Origin of the sequence: Micromonospora sp. NPDC047134 (assembly GCF_040643455.1) — a bacterium.
In the GTDB taxonomy this organism is placed as follows: Bacteria; Actinomycetota; Actinomycetes; order Mycobacteriales; family Micromonosporaceae; genus Micromonospora.
On record NZ_JBEYUI010000001.1, the window covers coordinates 38,944 to 58,383 of the forward strand.

A 19,440-nucleotide genomic window follows, 5' to 3' on the forward strand; every position below is an offset into this window, starting at 1 on the left:
ACCGCTGGACGGAAGCGTAAGGCCGAGCCACGACGGGCGCAGCTGAGTAACTAGCGGCCGAACCTCCCGAGCAACTCCGGCCCGATCGGGTGGTGCAGCAGGTGCAGGGGCGCGGCGTCGATGCCGGCCTCGGTGAGCGCCCGCGCGTACGCCGCTGCGGTCGCATCGTCCACCAGGCCGTGCACCAACGGCAGGTCCGCGACGGTCGACCACAGTAGCGATTCCAACCGGCAGGAGGCGATCGTCCCGGGCAGCCCGAGCACGTTGCCGTCGACCGGCACCGGCGGCAGGTCCCCGGGCATGTCGCGTTCGGTCTCGCCGACGTGCAGGAGCCCACCGCCGACCACCAGGATGTCGTGGTCGCGGCGCATCCGGGTCAGGGCCTTCGCGGTGTCCAGTGCGGGCGGGAACGAGTCGTCCACCACGATGGTGCCGGGTGCCAGCCGGTCGACCTCGATCGGTGCGGTGGCCGCGCTCGTCGCCGCGATGATCACGTCCGCTGTGTAGCCGGCCGGGGCGATTCCCGGTGCCGACGGGCACACCTCGATGGTGCCGGCGAAACCGTCCGCCCGCAGCCGCGCGGCGTGCTCGCCCAGTCGGGGCGCGGCGGCGGGAACGTCGCAGAGCACGAGTCGGGCGGGCGGCTGGTCGGCCCGGGTGAGCAACAGCCGCAGCGCGGAGAACCCGATCGAACCGAGACCGACCACGGCTAGGTCGCGGCCGGCGAGGCTGCGCCCGGTGGCGGCCAGCGCGGCCTGCACCGTGCGGACGACGGAGACGACGGTGACGGCATGGCCGGTGGTCACCGCCACCCCGCTGCCGGTACGGCGCAGCACCCCGAGGCCGTAGCCGGTGCGGGCGGGAATCATCCCGGCCAGCGACACGCAGCGGGCGCCGAGGCGGGCGGCCAGGTCCACCGCCTCGGTGGCCTCGTCGGCAAGGGCGTCCCCGGGGGCGGTCAGCTCGTCGGCGAACCGGGGCAGGCAGACGAAGCCGGAGACGCCCAGCGGTGTGGTCAACTGCTCCAGCAGACGCGGCCGGCCATCGGGAAAGAGCAGTTCGCGTAGCTGGGCCCGGGGCAGGCTGTCGGCGGGCAGCCCGGCGATCGCGGCGAGCTGGGCCGGCGGCGGCAGGTAGCCGACGATGGCCGCGGCCAGCCTGGTCGGTCGGCCGGAAACGGCCGTCGTCGCCGGCACGGTGGTACCGGTGACCACGGCCGGCGTGGCCGGCTGGTTCCCACGGGCCGGGCTGGTGTGCTCGGCGGCGGCGGTCAGGTCGACGTGGAGCCAGTCGGCGAGCCGGCGCAGCTCGGCCGGGGTGACTGTGGCGGGACAGCCGCGCAGGGTGACCCGGAGCCCGGCCCCCGTGGGGCGCGCGGTCAGGAACAGGTCGGTCCCGAGGGGCGGTGGCGCCAGCTCACTGTCGGCGTCCCAGTCGAGGCTGAGCCGATCGGCATCGCTCGGCACGGAGGGCGGGGTGTCGACCACCATCGGCGACGGCGCATCGACGACCTCGCGTGATGCCGTATTCGCTGCGGCGGCCGGTAGCGGGGTGCGGGCGGAGAAGTCCAGGAAGCTGAAGAAGAACTGCGCTCCGATGGGGGTGCCGCCCGGGCCGGTGGGCACGGCCGCCGCGATCGACGGCGGATCGTCGTACCGGCGGGCAGTAGCGACCTCGGCCCCGACGTGGGCGAGCTGTTCGGCGAAGCCGGCCGAGCCCTCCAGCCGCAGCGGCAGCATCGCCGCGCACGGGCCGAAGATCCGGTGCAGGTCCGGCAGCGGATGATCCCGACCGGTCAGCGCCAGGCCGAAGACCAGGTCGTCCTGTCCGGTGAACCGGGCCACCGCCCGGTGGTACGCGGTCAGCACCGGGGCGTACAGGGTGGTCGCCGCCGAGGCGGCCAGCCGGCGCAGCCCGGCGACCACGGTCGCGTCCAGGGTGAAGCCGCAGACCGGCTCGGAGGTATCGCCCGGGTCGGGCGCGCTGCCGAGGGCGGGTAGCACCGGCGGCCGGTACGGGGTGCCGAAGCGTCCGCGCCACCAGCCGTGGGCCTCCGGGTCGGGTGGGCAGGCGACCCGGTCGGCCAGCAGATCGACGTAGTCGCGGAAGTGGGTGCGCAGCGGAGGCAGCCCGTCGGGCTGGTCGGCCACCAGCCGGTGGTAGACCGTCAGCAGTTCCTGGCCGAGCAGGGCCGCGCTGTAGCCGTCACCGATCAGGTGATGGGCGTGCACCAGCAGAATGTGCTCATCGGGGGTGAGCCCCAGCAGTTGCAGCCGCAGCAGGGGCCAGGCCCACGGTTCGAAGCGACGGCCGCGCTCCTCGGCGACCAGGGCGCCCACCTCCGCGGGCCCGGCGACCGCCCGGTAGCCGACCGGCAGCCGCAGCGAGGCGGGAAGCTCCTGCTGGACCGGGGGACGGGCCCCGGCGGGAAAGACGGTACGCAGCATCGGGTGCCGGGCCACCAGCAGGTCGACGGCGCGTTGGAAGACGTCGCGACGGAGCCGACCGCGCAGTCGTAGCCGGGCCAGCCAGGCGGCGCCGTCGCCCGGTGCGATGGCGTCGGCGAGCAGGAAACCGCGCTGGGTGGCCGTCACCGGGTAGGGCCCGTCCACCGGGCCGCTGACCCGGTCGGTGGCTGCGGTGGTACGGCCCGTGCCGTCGGTGGTACGGCGCGGGGCAGCGGTGGCGTCGATCTCGGCGGCGAGAGTCCGCAGGGTTCGGTGCTGGTAGATGACGGTCGGGCTCGGTGCGGCCGGGAACTGCTGTTGGACGCGGGCGAAGACCTCCAGGGCCAGAATGGAGTCGCCGCCGAGGGCGAAGAAGTCGTCGTCGGGCGCTATCGTCGGCAGGTCGAGCAGCTCACCCCAGATCCGGGCCAGCCTCGCCTCGGTTGCGGTGTGTCCGCCGGCAGCGGCGTCCGCACCGGCAGGTGCCGGGAGTCGCTTCGGGCCGGCGGCGGGTGCGAAGCCGCCGAGTGCACGCAGCCGGTCCCGGTCCACCTTTCCGGTGGGAGTAAACGGAAGCGTGTCGAGCAGATGGATGCGCGCTGGGACCAGCGGCTCCGGCAGCCGGTCGGCGAGATATTCGCGCAACTGGGCCACCGTAGGCCCGGCTCCCGGCGCAGGGGCGACGAAGGCATGCAGCCGTGGATGCGGCTCGGCCTGGTGCAGCACGGTCGCGGCGGTCACCGCCGGATGGGTACGCAGCACCGCCTCGATCTCACCGGGCTCCAGCCGGTGCCCGTGGATCTTCACCTGGTCGTCGAGCCGACCGAGGAACTCCAGGGTGCCGTCGGCGATGGCGCGAACCCGGTCGCCGCTGCGGTAGTACCGTTCGCCGTCGAGCCGGGTGAAGGCGGTGACGGTCAGCGCGGGCTCGTCGAGGTAGCCGGTGGTGACGCCGACGCCGCCGATCAGCAGCTCGCCGGCCGTCCCGGGTGGGCAGGGGTTGCCGTCCGGGTCGACCACGCGGATCCGCGCCCCGCCGACGGGCCGACCGATCGGCAGTCGGCGTATCGCCTCGTCGGGGCGGTTGTCGATCAGATGCCAGGTGGCGTTGATCGTCGTCTCGGTGGGGCCGTACAGGTTGGTGATCCGGCAGCCGTCACCGAACAGGTCGAACCACCGGCGTACCGGCACCGGCGACAACTCCTCCCCGCCGACGTGGACCCACCGCAGGGCACTGAGATCCGGCCGTACCCCCTCGCGGGTGGTGCGGTCCTCGGCGGCCCGCAGCAGCCGTTCCCAGAGGGTGGGCACCGAACTCCACACGGTGAGCCGGTCCCGCTCCAACCGGGACAGCAGCACCTGCGGGTCGCGCAGTTCCGATCGGGCGAAGGTGACCACCGTGGCCCCGACCAGCAGTGGTGCCAGGATCTGCCGGACCGAGGCGTCGAAACAGATCGACGAGGTCTGGGCCAGCCGGTCACCGGCGCGGTAGCCGAAGGTGTCGATGGCCCAGTCGAGGTAGTTCGACATGGACCGGTGGGTGATCGGCACCCCCTTCGGCCGTCCCGTCGAGCCCGACGTGAAGATCACGTACGCGGTGTCGTCCGGCCCGGCCGTCGGATCCCCGGGCCGGACCGTCGGGCCGTCCAGCGGAACCGCCGGGACGTCCAGCCGGGTCATCATGCCGTCGAGTCGGACCGCCGTGCCGTCGAGTCGGGCGGCCGTGGTCGCGCAGTCGTCGTCGTGCAGCACCACCCGGACGCGGGCGCGGTGCAGTTGTCCGTCCAGCCGGGCCGGGGGATGGGCGGCGTCCAGCGGCACCCAGGCCGCTGCCGCGCGCAGGATCCCGACCACCCCGATGATCGAATTCGGGCCGGGGGCGGTGAGCAGCCCTACGTGTTCGCCGGGGCGTACCCCGTGGGCGAGCAGCAGCGCCGCCACCCGGTCGGCGGCCTGGTCCAGTTCCCGGTAGGTCACCGTACGCCGACCGTCGGTGATCGCCGTAGCGTCCGGGGTACGCCGGCACACCGCCCGAATCCGGGCGCTGACGTCCATGGCGGCGGGCTTCGGTCGTACGCGGCGATCCTGATCGCCGGGCTGCCGCCCGGCGGCGAGGTCGACGAGTTCCTGGTGGTGCTCGGCGGCGAGCCGGGCCACCGTCTGTCGCCGGAACAACCGCAGCGGGAAGTTCCAGGACAGTCGCAGTGTTGTCCCCGACTCCCACCACAGCAGGCTGAGCCCGGTGGCGGCGGAGCCGGAGCCGGCCGCCGTCGGGGTGACCGTCACCGGGCAGTCGGGATCGGTGTCGACCGGGAAGCGGGCGAAGCTGAACCCGGCCGGGCTGGCGGTACGCGGGCCGCTGTCGGTCGTCGGTAGCAGCCGGGCCAGGTCCAGGCTGGACACCGAGCCGTGCCGCTGTGCCTCGGTCCAGGACTGTCGGAGGCGGTCGGCCAGCCGGGCGGCAGACTCGGACGGGTCCACCTCGACCAGCAGCGGCAGGGTGTCGGCGAACGGCCCGACGAGCCGTTCGATGCCGGACATCCGGGCGTCCCGGCCGGCCCGCGCCACGTTGACCGGCACCCGGCGCTGCCCGCTCCACCTAGCCAGGCACCGCAGATACCCGGCGAGCAGCAGGTGGAACAGGGAGACACCGGCGTCGGCGGCCCGCTCACGCAGCCGCGCCACGAGCGCGGGATCCAGTTCGTCGGTGTGGGTGACGCAGGGCGGGGCGGGCAGGCCCCCCGGGTCGCCGTCGTACGGCAGCCTCAGCGTCCACCCCGGATCGTCGAACCTCCGACGCCAGTACGCCAGATCCGTCTTGCGTGGCGGGGTGAGGGCAGCGGCGAAGGCGGCGAAACTGCCGATGGCCGGCGGCATCGTGGGGGTGCGTCCCGTCACCAGTTGGCCGTAGTCCGCCCAGAGTTGTTCGCTGAGCAGGTGGAGACTGAACCCGTCGGCGGCGGCGTGGTGCAGCACCAGGATCAGGTGCGAGCGGTCGGATCGTTCCTGGGCCAGCACCGCCCGCAGCGGCGGTTGCCGGGTCAGATCCACCGGCGTGTTGCAGAGCTGCTCCTCCAGTGCGGTCAGCTCACCGGTCAGGGGCCGTACGTCCAGGCTGATCGCGGCGGCGGCCGGGGGCACGATCACCTGCCGGGGGGCGGTGACGTCGGCGAGGAATCGCACCCGCAGCATCGGATGCCGGGCGACGAGGCCGGTCAGGGCCCGGTCGAGCAGCCTCGCCTCCAGTGGCCCTGTGACGGTCTGCCGGACGAAGGCGTACCCGGCCATGCTCGGGTGCAGTTTCTCGTTGACGAACCAGGCCCGCTGCACCGCAGTGAGGGCGAACGGCTCTCCGTCGGCGAGCGAGCCGGCCGGTGATCCCTCGCCCGCCGCCGGGCTAGCCACCTCCGGCGACGGTGCGGCCGGGTGGGCCGGGGGTCGTCCCGGGTCGGGTTCCGCCAGCGCGGCGGCCAAGGTGGCGACCGTGGTGTACTCGAAGAACAAGGTGACCGGCAGTTGCCGCCCGAGTTCGTCCTCCAGTCGCTTGACCAGGTCGACTGCGGCCAGGGAGTCCAGTCCGAGGGCGAGGAACGAGTCGTCGTCGGCGATCTGGTCGCCGGGGCGGTGCAGGGGCTCAGCGAGCAGTCGGCGCAGCAGTCGCGCCAGTTCCTCGACATCCGAATGCTGATGACGTGCCGACCTGCTGGCCGAAACCTCGCCCGCCTTGGCGATCTCGGCGGTCCCGGGCTCGACCGGCTGGGCAGCCGGACCGGCGGGCCGGTCGCCGTGTGCCTGCACGCGGCCATCGACGTGTTGACCCCGTCGGGCGACGGCCGCCGAGTGCGCGGTCGACGCTCGCCGGTCCGCGACGATCAGGTGGGCGGCGTCGACCTCCCGGGCAGCCAGCAAGGCGTCCAGCGCGGCCCGCGCGGTCAGCGAGCCGGGGAGGTCGTGGCGGGCGCTACCTCGGGCAGCCATCCCCGTGTCGCTGACGGCGGCGAGGCCGACCGCCTGGAAGGGGCGGCCGGTCGCCCGATGGGCGGCGGCGAAGGCGTCGAGGAAGGCGTTGGCCGCCGCGTAGTCGCCGATCGCGGCGGCCAGGCCGGGCAGCACCGCGCTGACCGAGGAGAAACCGACGAGCGCCGCCCGGTGGTGACCCTGCCGGCGCAGCGACTCCTCCACCAGGTAGCTGCCGCGTACCTTGGGTGCCAGCACCGCCAGGATGTCCGGGATCGACTTCGCCGCCAGGGTGCCGACCCGGACCGTGCCGGCGGCGTGCCAGACGGTCCCCACCCGGGGCAGCCTGGCGAGCAGGGCGTCGACATCGGCCGGCACGGTCACGTCGCACCGCTGGTAGGTAGCGGTGGCACCGGCCGCGGCCAACTCGTCGAGCAGACCGGCCGGGGCCTGGGCCGACCGCCCGGCCAGCAGCAGGGTGGGTCGTCTCCGACGGGCCAGGGTACGGGCCAACTCGGCGCCGAGCCCGCCACCACCGCCGAGGATCACGTGCACGTCATCGGACGGTGCCGTACTCGGCTGCGAAACCGGGGTCGACACCGGCACCAGGTGCCGTTCGAGTCGGCGTCCGGCCCGCCAGGCCAGCCCGGTCAACTGGTCGGCGGGGTGCGCCGTGGCCTCGGCCAGGTGCAGATCGGACAACTCCCGGCACACCGCCTCCACCCGGACGGCCAGGTCGTCCACGCTGGACAGGTCGACCATCCGGGCCCGCAGGCCCGGTCGCTCGTCGGCCAGCGCCGCGCACAGTCCGCCCAGCACCGCCTGCACCGGGCGGGGACGCTCGTGGTGCCCGGTGACCTGGACGTCCTCGGTGACCACGAGTAGCCGCCCCAGCCGGTCGTCCGGCTCGTCGAGCAGGGCACGCACCGCGCCCACCTGGTCGGCCACGGCGCGATCGAGGTCGGCCACCTCCGCCAGGTCGACCGCGTCGCCGGCGAGCAGCACGGTCAGCTCCGGCGGCGTATCGTCGTCGGTCTGCGGTGTGACCTGGACCGTGACGCTGCGTTCGCGCAGTGCCGTGGCGAGTCGGGCGGCCAGGTCACCGCCGGCACCCGGGCCGCGCAACCGCACCCGGCCCGGCAGGTCGCGGCCGACCACGGCTCCCGGCCCGCCGGTGGTCGACGGCGTCTCCCGCCAGGTGACCCGGTGCAGGGGTAGCAGCGGCGATGGCGGATGAGACCGTCGTTGGAACGGGTATGTCGGCACCGGCACCCGCCGCCGGCCGGCGTGCAGAGCGGCCCGGTCCAACGGGCCACCGAGGGCCCACAGCTGTCCTACCGCCGCCAGCACAGCCTCGGTGGCCTGCGGCCCGTCCAGGACGGTCAACACCCGTGCCGGGTTGACCCCGACGTGTGGCGACACGGCGCGCAGCCGGCCCGAAGCGCCCAGGTCGACGAAGGTGTCGTACCCGTCGGCGCACAGCTGCTTCAGCGCGATGCGCAGCTCCGGCTCGGTCGATGGGGTCGCGGTGGCGGCGCGGCGAATCGCCTCGGCCGGGTCCAGCTCACCTCGGCCTGCCGCCGCCGCCAGGTCACCGACGCCGACACCGAACAGCCGGTCCGGCCGTACGCCCCAGTCGGTGAGCTGACCGACCAGGGCGAGCCCGACCGCCACCGCCACCTGCCGGGCGACCTGCGGATCGGCGGAGCCGGTCAGACACCAGGTCAGCAGTGGTCGGCCCTGTACGGTCGGGGCGGCGACCTCGGTCAGCCGGTCACGGAAGGCCGGCAGTCGGTCGTGCAGATCGCGTACCGCCGCCGGGGTCGGCGGGCCGTCGGGGAAGACGAACGCCGTCCGGGGTCGTCGGCCCACCGGCTCGCGGTGCTCGTCCAGCAACTCGGCGGCCCGGTCCAGCCGGGCGGCCAACTCACCGTCGGCGACGACCGCCACCCGGTACGCGGCGTCGTCGCGGGCGGTGCCGGAGCTGGCGCAGACATCCGCCTCGGCCAGGTGGGGATGGGCCCGCAGATGGGCGGCGAGGTCCCGAGCCGCCTGCCGAAGCGCCGGCACCGAATGCGCGCTCAGGGTGGCCAGGCCGATCTCCGGCCCGCCCGGCCCGCCCGGCCCGCCGGGCACGGTGGCTGGGGGTTCGCGCAGGATCGCGTGGGCGTTCGTGCCGCCGAAACCGAAGCTGTTCACCCCGGCGACCAGGGGGCCCGGTGCGGTCCAGGGCCGTCCCTGGGTGACCACCTCGAAACCGGCGGCGGCCAGGTCGCAGCGAGGGCTGGGTCGGGTGTGGTGCAGGGTGGGCGGCAGGTACCGGTGCCGCAGCGCCAGCACCACCTTCAGCAGGGCCGGGAAACCGGCCGAGTTGAGCAGGTGACCGAGGTTCGTCTTCACCGAACCCAGCCCGCGCGGCACCTGATCGGCCGGCGGTGGGTAGGCCGCCGCCAGGGACCGGACCTCGACCGGGTCACCGAGTTCGGTGCCGGTGCCGTGGGCCTCCACGTACGACACCTGGCCCGGGTCCACACCGGCCTCCCGGTACGCCCGCGCGATCACCTCCCACTGCCGGTGCGGGTTAGGCGCGAGGATGCTCAACGCCCGCCCGTCGTTGCCGATAGCGGTCCCGGCGACCACGGCCAGCACCTCGTCCCCGTCGATCTGCGCGTCGTTTAGGCGACGCAGCACCAGGGCGGCCCCGCCCTCACCGGGGACGAAACCGTCCGCCTCGGCGGCGAAGGCGCGGCACCGTCCGGTGGGGGAGAGGGCTTCGGCGGCGTCCAGCAGCCGGTACCCGGTCTCGGCGAGGTTCAGGTTCACCCCGCCGACCACGGCGATGTCGCATTCGCCCTCTGCCAGGCTGCGGGCGGCCAGGTGCAGGGCCACCAATGCCGAGGAACAGGCCGTGTCGACCGCGATCGCCGGCCCGGTCAGGTCCAGGGTCTGCGCCAACCGGGCCGGTATCAGGTTGCGCAGATTCCCGACCAGGGCGCCCGCCCCACCGGCCTGCCCATCGGCCGCCAGCAGCTGCGGGTAGGCACTCTCCCCGACGGCCGCGAAGACCCCGATGCGGTGCCGGTGCCGGCGGGGCCCGGCGTACCCGGCACGCTCCAGGGCCTCGTGCCCGATCTCCAGGAACAGTCGGGCGTGCGGATCGGTGAGCCGGGCCTCCTGATCGGTCAGACCGAAGAACCCGGCGTCGAAGAGCATCGGATCGTCCAGGAAGGAACCCCACCGGGTGGTTCCCTCCGCGCAGGCCCACCGGTGCGCCGGGACCACCTCGACGGTGTCCACGCCCTCGACCAACTGCTGCCAGAACCGCTCAAGGGTGTCCGCGTCGGGAAACCGGCAGGCCATGCCGATTACCGCCACCGGCGTCGGGCCCTGCGTCGGGGCCTCGGCGGTCGCCTCGGTCGGGTGCGGCTGCGGTGCCTCGGCCAGCCGGTCGGCGAGGGTGGCCACCGTGGGGCAGTCCCGCAGGTCCGCCGGGTTCAGCCGGGTACCCAGGGCGTCCTCCAGCCCGGCTAGCACCTCCATGGCCTTGAGGGAGGACCCGCCGATGGCCAGGAACCGGTCGTGCGGGCCGATCGTGGCGGGCGGACGGCCCAGCACCCGGGCCCAGACCTCGCGGACGAGGGCCTCCAACTGCGGCCCGGACCGCCCGGCGGACAGGACCGGCCCGGCCACCACCTCCGGGCCCTCGGCGACCGGGGTGCACCAGCGTCGTTCCCGGTCGGCGAAGTCGCCGGCCAGGTACCGGTCGCGCATCCGGCGTCGGCGCAGCTTCCCGCTGGTGGTCCGGGCGAAGGCGCCGGGCGGCAACGGCAGCACCCGCACCTCGTCGTGACCGCAGGCCTCCGCCACCCGGCCCCGCACCGCGGCCAGCACCGCGGCCGCCTCCGCCGGTGGGCGGGCCCAGGGCACGAACACCACGATCCGTTCCCCACCGGAGCCCGGGTCGGTCGTCCCGACCACCACGGCCACCTCGCCGGGCAGGCCGGGGGTGGCCACCGCCACGGTCTCCAGGTCCGCGGCATGGAAGGTGCGGCCGTTGACGAACACCACGTCCTTGGCCCGGCCGGTGAGGCAGAGCCGCCCCTGGCGCAGGAAACCCAGATCGCCGGTACGCAGCCAGCCGTCGACGAAGGTGTCCCGGGTGGCCTGCGGATCGCGGTGGTAGCCCCGGGCCACGTTCGGGCCGCGTACCTCGATCTGGCCGACCCGCTGTTCCGGCAGGGGTCGACCGCCTTCGTCGACGACGCGTACCGCGCACCCGGTCACCGGGTGGCCCAGGTCCATCAGTTCGACCGCGTGCGGGCCGGGCCGGGTGGGCACCGCCACCCCCCGGCTCAACTCGGCCCGGTCGAGCACCTGCGGTTGGGCCACCTCGCCGGGCGGGGGGAAGGTGACCGCCAGGGTCGCCTCGGCCAGCCCGTACACCGGTCGCAGGGCGGCGGGGTTCAGCCCGGTGGCTTGGGTGTGGGCCAGGAAGGACCGCCATACCCTGGGTGAGATCGGTTCCGCCCCCACCACCACGCAGCGCACCGCACTCAGGTCGAGGCCGGCGAGGGTTTCCGCCGGCACCCGGCGGACCGCCAGGGCCAACGCGAAGTTCGCCGCGGACAGCAGGGTGGCCCGGTGCCCGTGGGCGGTGGTGAACCACAGCGCCGGGCGTTTGGCGAAGGCCAGCGGAGGGATGCGTACCTGCTTGAGGCCGACGGCCAGCGGAGTGAGGTGGGTGCCGATCAACCCCATGTCATGGAAGTACGGCATCCAGCTGACCAGGACGTCGTCCGGGCCGGCCTGGCTGGCCAGCCTGGCCTGTTCCAGGTTGGCCAGGACGTTGTCGTGGGTCAGCTCCACCCCCCGGGGGGCACCGGTGCTGCCGGAGGAGAACTGGAGGAAGGCCAGGTCCTCCCCGGCGGGGGTGGGCAGCTCCTCGATCGGGGTGCCGGTGCGCAGGTCTGCCACGCGCAGCACCGGCCCGGCCAGGCCCTCGGCCACCGCTGCGGTGGCGGGGTCGGTCACCACCACGGCGTCGGCGAGCAGTTGCCGTACGGCGCGTACCCGGTGGGTCTCGGGGGGCAGGGGCACCGGCACCAGCCCGGCGGCCAGGGCACCCCAGAACATCGGCTGGAAATCGTCGCCGGCGTCGGCGAGCAGGAGGGCGGGAGTGCCGGGGGAGACCCCGGCGGCTCGGAAGCCGCCGGCCACTCGCAGCGACTCGTCGCGCAACTGGCCGAAACTGACCGTACGCTCCGTGCCGTCCTCCCGGACGTGCACGATGACCTGCTCCGGGGCCCGGTCGGCGGCGTCGAGGAGGACACCCAGCAGGCCCCGGTGGGCACCTGGCCCGATGGCAGTCGACACAGCAGGATGGTAGGTGGTAGAGATCTTGGGCCCGGAGCCGGAGGTGTGGGTGGCCCTCGGGGTCAGTGAGTATCGGGACCGGTGGCCGCCGTAGCCGTCAGCGGTCGATTGTCGGCCGGCGGGTCGCCGGTGGCCGGCCCGCCCGGGTCGGACACCAACTCACTGGTCGGGACCGACTCGTCGCAGGACCGGCAGCGCAGGACCAGGTCCACCGGATGGTCGCAGCGGGTGTGCACCAGGGCCCGGTCGGGCGCGGGTTGGGCGCCGGGGCAGTTCCGCTCTCCCCACTGCATCAACGCGGCCAGCACGGGGGCCAGTTCACGCCCCCGCCCGGTGAGGCGGTACTCGTGCCGCACCGGCCGGTCCCGGTAGGGGATCCGTTCCAGGATGCCGGCCTCGACCAGGGTGCTGAGTCGTTGAGCGAGGACGTTGCGGGCTATGCCGAGGCTGTCCAGCAGGGACTCGAAGCGGCAGTCACTCCCCATCGCGTTGCGCACGATGAGCAGGGTCCAGCGCTCGCCGACCACCTCCAGAGCCCGTGCGATCGAGCAGTCCTGTCCGTACCCGCGAGGCGCCATCGGGTCATCGTAGAGGCGTGTGATCCACCGCTACCCTCCCTGCCCGACCACGGGCGCACCGCGCTGCCCCAGCAGCAGCGCGGCCACCAGACCGGCCACGGTGAGTCCGGCGGCCACCGCGAAGGCCGTGGGCAGGCCGGCGCCCACCGGTGCCGGCAGCTGCGAGAGGGACTGCTGGGCGACGAGTACGGCCGACACGGCGGCCAGTCCGAGCGCCCCACCCATGCTGAACGAGGCGTCGGACAGGCCCGAGGCCGCGGCGGAGTCGGCCTCGGTGGCATCCAGGGTCACCCCGATCTGTGCGGCGACGAAGGCCGCGCCGGCACCGACGCCGACCAGGGGCAGCACACTGAGCAGGTAGACCGTGGACAGCGGACTGTCGACCATGGCCAGGGCCAGCAGGCCGGCTCCGGTCAGGGACAGGCCCGCCAGGGCCACCAGCCGCAGCCCGTGCCGCAACACGACCGCCTGACCGAGGTACGAGCCGATGACCGAGGACAGGGTCAGGGCCGTCATCAGGGCACCGAACCTGGTGGCCGAGAGCCCCAACACCTCCTGCCCGTACAGGGTGATCAGCAGCAGCACCCCTTCGATCACCGTGCCGGCGATGAACAGCACCCCCAGGCTGCCCACCCGGTTGCCGGACAGCAGCGGTCCGGGTCGGATCAGGCGGCGCCCGGTGCGCGCCTCGAGGGCCAGGCCGAGCAGCAGCAGCACCGACGCCCCGGTGAGCCGCAGGAGAACACCGCCGGTGAGGCCGCCAGGTCCGAGCGCGGCGATGATCGTCCAGCCGATCAGGGCCAGGGCGCTGATCAGGCAGGTGGCGCTGGCCACCTCCAGCGGATGTCCGGAGCGGCCGCACCGGTCCTTCGGCAGGATCGGGACCAGCAGTACGGCGACGATCCCGATGGGCACGTTGAGCAGGAACACCCATCGCCACCCGAGATTGTCGGTGAGCAGCCCGCCGAGCAGCAGCCCGGCGGTGCCGCCGAAGGCGCCGATGAGGGTCCAGAAGCCGAGTGCCCGGGACCGGGCCGGACCGGGGCCGAGGGCCATGGCCAGCAGTGGCAGGGCGGTCGTGGCGACCAGGGCCGCACCGACACCCTGCACGATGCGTGCGCTGACGAGCACTTCCCCGGTCCAGGCCGTCGCCGACAGCAGGGAGGCGGCGGTCACCATCGCCAGCCCGGTGGTGAACAGCCGACGCCGACCGAAGAGTTCGGCCAGCCGGCTGCTGAGCAGCAGTACCCCGCCGAAGGTGATCAGGAAGGCGGACATCAGCCAGTGCGTGCTCGCTGTGGACAGTCGCAGTGCCTGCGCGATGCTCGGGATGGCGGGATAGATGATGGTGCTGTCCAGCGCCGCCATCAGGAAGGACGCGCCGAGGGCGCCGAGGGCCAGCCGTTGCCGTCCGCCGAGAGGGGTTGCCGACGCCGACGCTGCGCTTGAGTTGTCCACCATCCAGCCCCTTGGTTCCCCGTGTCGTGGACGCTGGTTGCCGGTGAAGCACCTCAACGTGCCGTCAGCTCTCAACGACCACGGTGGCCATGGTTACGACGACGGACCCGGATAACCCGGTCGTGTCTGGGTGGCCCGGGCGCCGCGCGTGCGGACGGCCCACAGCCCCGTCGGTCCGGTTTTGAAACTTACGTGGGCAAATGAAGATAGCAGCAGTGCCTTTCCGGCACGACCCGGTGCTCGCCCGGTTCTCCCGGGTGGCGCCACACCTGCCGAGCGGGTTTCCCGCCCGATGGGCGGCAGCGGGGCGCCGAGTGCAGTTCAAGGGGGCGATCGGGTGCCGAGACCTCGAGGGTGTGATGCCTGGGACGGGCGCGGTTTCTCCGAATGTGGCATGTGGGGTGGGGTGCCGATCGGGATCTGCGCAGGGCGGCACCGACCGGCCCACCGGGCTGATCCGGCGGGCCGGGTGGGGGTGAGGTCGGGGTAGGTCGGGTGCTGGCCGCCGGGCTCAGGGCTGGGGGAGGGCCAGCAGGATCGGCGGGTCCAGGGAGGTCATCCGGCGCAGCTGGAGGTCGGCCTCGATGGCGCTGGGTCGGCGGCTGATGGTCAGTGGCCCGTGTACGCCGATCAGGGCGTCCTCGTCCGTCCAGTCGGCCTCCCAGTAGTCCTGGCGGCCACGCACCCGGGAGCAGGCCAGCACGTACCACTGCCCGGGAGGTGGGCTGTCCAGTCGGTAGGGGCCGGGTCGTTCGAGCACGGTGCACCGCACCGGACGGCCGAGCGGGACGGGGTCACGGAAGAGCCCGATGAAGGTCAGCCGGTCCTTGGTCTGCTCGGAGGCGGGTGGGTGGACCACGCCCTGGATCGCCGGGACCGGTGGCTGGGCCACGGTTCGGTGGTCGACGGGCACCTGCGGTGTCACCCCACGCAGCCTGCGGTAGGTGCTGGGGGAGACCCCGACACTGCTGCTGAACCGGGAGCTGAAGGTGCCCACACTGGCGTAGCCGACCTCGTGGGTTATCTCGGTGACGCTCATGGATGTCGACAACAGCAACTGTTTAGCCCGGTGCAGCCGCATGACCATGAGGAAGCGGCCTGGGGAGATGCCGGTGACACGTTGGAAGATTCGGGTGAAGTGGAACTTGCTGAACATGGCTGTGCGAGCCATGCCGTCCACGGTGTGCGGTTCTGCCAGATCCTCCCGGATGGCTTCGATTACCCGACCGACGGCACGCTGGATACTGTCTTCCATCGCATCCCCCAATCCGATGGCTGCGCTTGTGGCGACGTTTTGTGGGCTGAGGACTGATACGGCAGAGGTGGGCGTGTGGCGATACGCCGTCTAGCGAGAAAGGGGTTTTGTTAACCCGGGTTTTAATTGCGGGAGAAAGTATCGGCTGCTGGCGGAGCGGAGCTGTTTGGTGACTCAGGGTTATGCTATCTGGCGGGGAGTAGTTAATCAACTACGGATCATGCAGGTCAATGCTGGGTCCAGGCTGACCCCGGGCGGGTCCGAAAAACGGACCCTTGGCTCCAATGCGGCGACAGCAACATTTGGGATCGACCCCCGGGATCGGGTCGGCCGATTCGTCGGATACCCACCCGCAGAAAAGTTGGCAAATGGGGCGATCCGTCATTCCGGCGGGTGGCCTCGACGTGTCAGCCGGATACCCGACCTCGTCGCAGGTGGTACTCGCCGACCCGGCCGGGGTCAGCCTCGGGTGCTGGAGAGCTGCCCCGGGCTGCGGCCCGGACCGGCCGGCCCCCGATACGCCTGAGCGATGTCCAGCCAGTGCTCGGCATCGCCGCCGACGGCCCGTACTGCCAGGTCCTGCCGGTGCCGGCGGCGCGTGACGAGCAGGCAGAAGTCCTCGGCGGGGCCGGTGATCCGCTGCTCGGCCTCCGGCGGGCCGAACGCCCACACCGTGCCCGACGGGGCGGTGATCTCGAAGCGGAACTCCACCTCGGGGGGTGTCAGGCCCCGGGCCAGGTACCCGAAGTCCCAGGTCCGAACGGCGAAACCGACCAGGTGGCCGAGTCGGTCCGTGGGAGTCGGTCGGATGCCGAGGGCGTCCGCGACGTCGCGGCCGTGCGCGAAGACCTCCATCATGCCGGCCGCAGCCAGCACCGGTGCCGGCAGTGGCCGCACCAGCCAGGGCACCGGTTGTCCGGCCGGTACCGCGGCCAGGGCCTTCTCCGCGATGGCCCGCTCGGCCCGCCAGCGCGACAGCAGGACCGCGGGTGGTTCGACGACGAAGTCGGCCATCGCGGCCGCCACGTTGGCGTCGAAGTCGTCGCTGAGCCGGGAGGTCACCTGCTGGAAGGCGGCCGGCTGCGCGGCGGCCAGCCCAGCCAGCCGGAAGGTGGCGGCCAGGTGGGCGATCTGGTGCCGGATCGTCCAGCCCGCGGCCGGGGTCCCGATGTCCCACTGGTCGTCGCTCAGCTTGGCCACGATGGCGTCGAGCGCCTCACTCTCCGCAGTGAGATCGTTGATCACGTCTGGTGTCTGTGACACGTCGATACCTCTTCCTGAAATGGTTGGTCGGCGACCCGTTACCCGGGATTTTCGGCGAGTATCGATTTCCCCACCTATTGGCGTACATCACTACCCTTGAGTAGGTGTGGTGACCTGTTCGGACACGGTGGGTGCCAGTCGATTTTCCTTACTGGCGGCGCTTCGCCTTGGTGTGATCAAGTGGAATGGACTTTCCGAGTGTGCCCCAGTCCGCAACCGTCTTTCTTCTTTCTTTGTGCGGTCAGGCGGCTGGTGGTGGTGATGATGGCGACTCGTGGGGGTCGACTCGCAGCCAGCCGGCGAGTGCGGCCAGTGATCATGGAGTGACGCAGAGCAACCAGGGAGTAGGTGGTCGTCCACCGCTGCCCATAGCCTCGGTTCGTCTACCAGACACCGCACGAGACCCTGACGCGACCGGCGTCCGTCTTCCCTGGGGAGAAGCTCATGGCAGGTCTGTGGCGTAACCTTCGCGCACAGCTGATGACGCCGGACATCGCCGAGACGACGATGAGCAGGCGGGGATTCCACGTCAAGGACGAGCCCGGCCGGCAGCGGCTGGAGGCCGTGGGCGCCAGCTTCCTCACCGGCTTCCGGGCTGCCGTCGAGGCCCGGGACGAGACCGACATCGGCCGGCTGAACCTGATCGATCGGCAGTTCCGTGGCTTCGCCTACGAAGGGGCCGCCATGGGATACGCCGTCCTGGACGGGGTGACCGGCGGACGGCGTACCGCCCGGTTCCTGACCGGCGCCGGCTCGCCCCACGTCTACATGGCCTACGTCGGGATCGGCTGGGCGTACGCCAAACTTCCCCGGTGGCGCTGGCGGGCCGTGGCGGCGCCGGACCCGTTGCTGCGCTGGCTGGTCCTCGACGGCCTGGGCTTCTACCGGGCCTACTTCGAAACCGACCGGTTCGTCCGCCGACAGGCGGTCTCCCCGGTGCCGTGGCCGCCCGAGATGCCCGGTGACTACCCGCGGCGCGCCCTCGACCAGGGCATCGGCCGTGCCAGTTGGTTCGTCGCCGGAGCCGATCCCGATGTCGCCGCGAACATCATCGGCCGCTTCGACTCCGCCCGGCACGCCGACCTGTGGAGCGGCATGGGGCTGGCCGCCACCTACGCCGGGGGTGCCGATCCCGACGACCTGAAGAAGCTGGCCGTCCACGCCGGCCGGTACCGCCCGCAGTTGGCCCAGGGCTCCACCTTCGGTGCGCAGGCGCGACTGCGCGCCGGACTGGTCACCGAGCACACCCCCCTGGCCACCGAGATCTTCTGCGGATGCAGTCCGGAGGAGGCGGCGGCGGTCACCGATCGGGCCCGCGAGGACCTTCCGCCGGACGGCACCGAGCCGGCCTACGAGATGTGGCGACGGCGGATCCAGGCGCACTTCGCCTGAGGCCGCGGACGACGAGAGTGGACGCGGTACCGGGCATGGCCACCACACCCGGCCCGACGCCCCGGGGCCCGGCGTTCGCCGAACGCCTCACCCGCGCGGTGCTGATCCACGAGCCCGGTCGGCTGCTGGTCACCACGACCACCCTCAGCCCCGCAGAGGTGCCCGTCCTCGATGAACCGACCGACCCGGGCGCTCCGCTGCTGCCGGCCGCGTACGTGTTGGAGGCCCTGGCGCAGGGTTGGGTGGCCCTCACCGGACACCGGGGTCCACCGGTGTTCGAGACGGTCGAGTTCGGTACCCCGCTTATGGTCGGCGAGGACGGGGTGCGGTTACGACTGATCGTCTCGGCCGAGCCGGGGACCGACACCACCGTGGTCGTGTTGCGCGGTGAACACCGGGGCCGCCAGGTGACCTACGGACACGCCCGACTGCGCCACCCCGGCCGATCGGCTGCCCGGACCTCCGCCGATCCGGGCCCGGCAGCCGCCCCGCCGATGCCGAACGACCCGCCGGTGGCGCCCCTGCGGGTCGGGGTGCCGGACCGGCCGCCCCGCACCTTCTTCGTCGAACCCGGGCGCTCGGATCGTCGGCTGCGCTACCGCGAGATCACCACCTCGGGCTGCGTGCTGGAACTGACCGGTACGGGTGCGGCGGAGTCCGTCGCCGCCGTGGCAGGTCCGTTGGTGCTCGGTGACCCCGGCGTACGGGCCGCCTTCCTCCGTGCCCTGCATCCGTGGGCACCGGACATGATGCTGCGACCGTCCGGAGTCGACCGGATCTGGCTGGCCGGGGTCGGCCCCTACGAGCAGGTGACCCTGCACGCGACCCACCGCGGCCGGCAGGACCAGGTGCACCGCTACGACCTGGAGATCCGGGCCGGCGGACGCATCGTGGAGCGGTGGACCGGGCTTCGGCTGCGACCGCTGCCCGGCAGACCCGGTCCGTGGCCGGCGCAGCTGCTCGGGCCGTACCTGAGCCGCAGGCTGGCCGAGCTGACCGGGTGCGACGTGGGCGTCGTGCTGGAGCCGGGCCTGCGGTGGAAGTGGCGTCGGCAGCACACCGACCTGGCCGTGTCCCGGCTGCTCGGTGCGGACCCGGCCCTGCACCACCGCCGCGACGGTCGCCCCGAAGTGGGCGGCGGCTGGTGGATCTCGACCGCCCACGGCGCCGGGCACACCTTCGCGGTGGCGGCCCGCACCCCGGTCGGCTGCGACCTGGAACCGGTCCTGCGACGCGACCCCGCCGAGTGGCGTCGGTCGCTCGGCGCGCACCTGGCCTCGGCCGAGCTGATCGTCGCCCAGACCGGGGAGTCGCCGCACCGGGCGGGCACCCGGGTCTGGTCGGCCCTGGAAGCGCTGCACAAGGCCGGGGCCACCGCCTTCACCCCGTTGACCTACGACCGGGCCACCCCGGACGGCTGGCTGCTGCTCACCGCCGGCAGTTGGCAGGTGGCGACCTGTGCCACGACACTGCGTGGCGGGCCGGAGGACCTGGTGGTGGCGGTGGCGACCCCCCGATGAACCGCCGGCCGGCGACGGAGAGTGGCCGCACCGGTCACGGTCCGAACGACCGGCACCGGCCGCCGGGACCACCGGAAACATGTGTGCGTACCCCCCGCGTCGTCAGGAACAACTGCGGACAGCATCAGGCGAGATGCTGACCGGTCGATCGACGTAGACCATTGGGGTACGCCGGGCTGGATGAATGTGACGGAGGG

The 19,440-nt window shown here is 72.9% G+C and carries 7 protein-coding genes; 2 read left to right on the forward strand and 5 right to left on the reverse strand.

What is annotated here, in order from left to right:
* Positions 1-50: 50 nt before the first annotated feature.
* The 5 genes from ABZ795_RS00145 to ABZ795_RS00165 form a co-directional block, all read right to left on the reverse strand.
* Positions 51-11,777, reverse strand: coding sequence for an amino acid adenylation domain-containing protein (locus ABZ795_RS00145; RefSeq protein WP_357527526.1), 11,727 nt, complete (start codon positions 11,775-11,777; stop codon positions 51-53).
* Between the two features lie 62 nt (positions 11,778-11,839).
* Positions 11,840-12,355 carry a helix-turn-helix domain-containing protein gene (locus tag ABZ795_RS00150; RefSeq protein WP_357527528.1) on the reverse strand — a complete coding sequence of 172 codons (516 nt, stop codon included), beginning with the start codon at positions 12,353-12,355 and terminating at the stop codon, positions 11,840-11,842.
* A 30-nt stretch (positions 12,356-12,385) separates the two neighbouring features.
* Entirely contained in the window at positions 12,386-13,813 is a 1,428-nt protein-coding gene (locus ABZ795_RS00155) for an MFS transporter (RefSeq protein WP_357527530.1), read from the reverse strand.
* A 511-nt stretch (positions 13,814-14,324) separates the two neighbouring features.
* Positions 14,325-15,068, reverse strand: coding sequence for an AraC family transcriptional regulator (locus ABZ795_RS00160; protein WP_327026333.1), 744 nt, complete (start codon positions 15,066-15,068; stop codon positions 14,325-14,327).
* Positions 15,069-15,527: 459 nt separating this feature from the next.
* A complete protein-coding gene (locus tag ABZ795_RS00165; protein ID WP_357527533.1) occupies positions 15,528-16,331 on the reverse strand; it encodes a TIGR03084 family metal-binding protein in 804 nt (267 codons plus the stop codon).
* A gap of 444 nt (positions 16,332-16,775) precedes the next feature.
* Here ABZ795_RS00165 and ABZ795_RS00170 point away from each other — a divergent pair, with 444 nt between their 5' ends.
* Complete coding sequence (locus tag ABZ795_RS00170) at positions 16,776-17,723, forward strand: DUF1702 family protein (RefSeq protein ID WP_357527535.1); 948 nt, start codon at positions 16,776-16,778, stop codon at positions 17,721-17,723.
* 35 nt (positions 17,724-17,758) lie between these two features.
* Positions 17,759-19,243 (forward strand): polyketide synthase dehydratase domain-containing protein, encoded by a 1,485-nt coding sequence (locus ABZ795_RS00175; protein WP_357527536.1) that lies wholly within the window; start codon positions 17,759-17,761, stop codon positions 19,241-19,243.
* Positions 19,244-19,440 lie beyond the last annotated feature (197 nt).